1 pseudogene is annotated in these 623 nt (G+C 58.6%); it reads left to right on the top strand.

Going from position 1 to position 623, the window contains the following annotated elements:
- A pseudogene (locus ACR0B3_RS24450) lies at positions 1-623 on the top strand (DUF4159 domain-containing protein); the annotation flags it as partial.

Here is a 623-nt window from a genome sequence, read left to right as displayed (position 1 = left end):
GCACTGATGCCCGTGCAACTGCGCCAAGGCGGGCGTGCTTTGGGCGGGGCGATGTCATGGGCCGATCCGCGCAAGCTAAACCCTTTCCCAGAGACATCCCCGTTTTTTGGCCTTGCCATTCCTGATGAGGTTACGATCAGCCAACAGGTTTTGGCGCAGCCAGGCCCAGATTTGGCGGCGCGCAGTTTGGCCGCCTTGGAAGATGGCACGCCATTGGTCACGCAAATGACACGGGGGGCAGGGCGTGCTGTGTTATTCCATGTGACCGCCAATGCAGAATGGTCAAACCTGCCGCTGTCGGGTCTGTTTGTGCAGATGTTAGAGCGGCTCTCTGTCTCTACCCCCCCGATCAGCGCGGAGGGCAAAGATTACACAGGGCTTAGCTTTGTTTCCGCGCAGGTGTTGGACGGGTTTGGTGCGCTTTATAATGCGCAGGGCGAAATCACAGTTGCGGGTGAAGATTTGCAAAGCGGGGCACTATCGGCCGATATGCCGCCAGGCCTGTATCAGACCACTAGGGGTCGCGTGGCTCTAAATTTGATCAAATCTGCGCAGGATCTGACTGTGGCAGATTGGCCTGCACATGTGTCGGTCATACGGGGGCTGAGCGCCCCACCAACGCC

It is taken from the genome of Ruegeria sp. CE9 (assembly GCF_056537425.1).
This window is presented reverse-complemented; position numbering and strand designations above follow the sequence as displayed.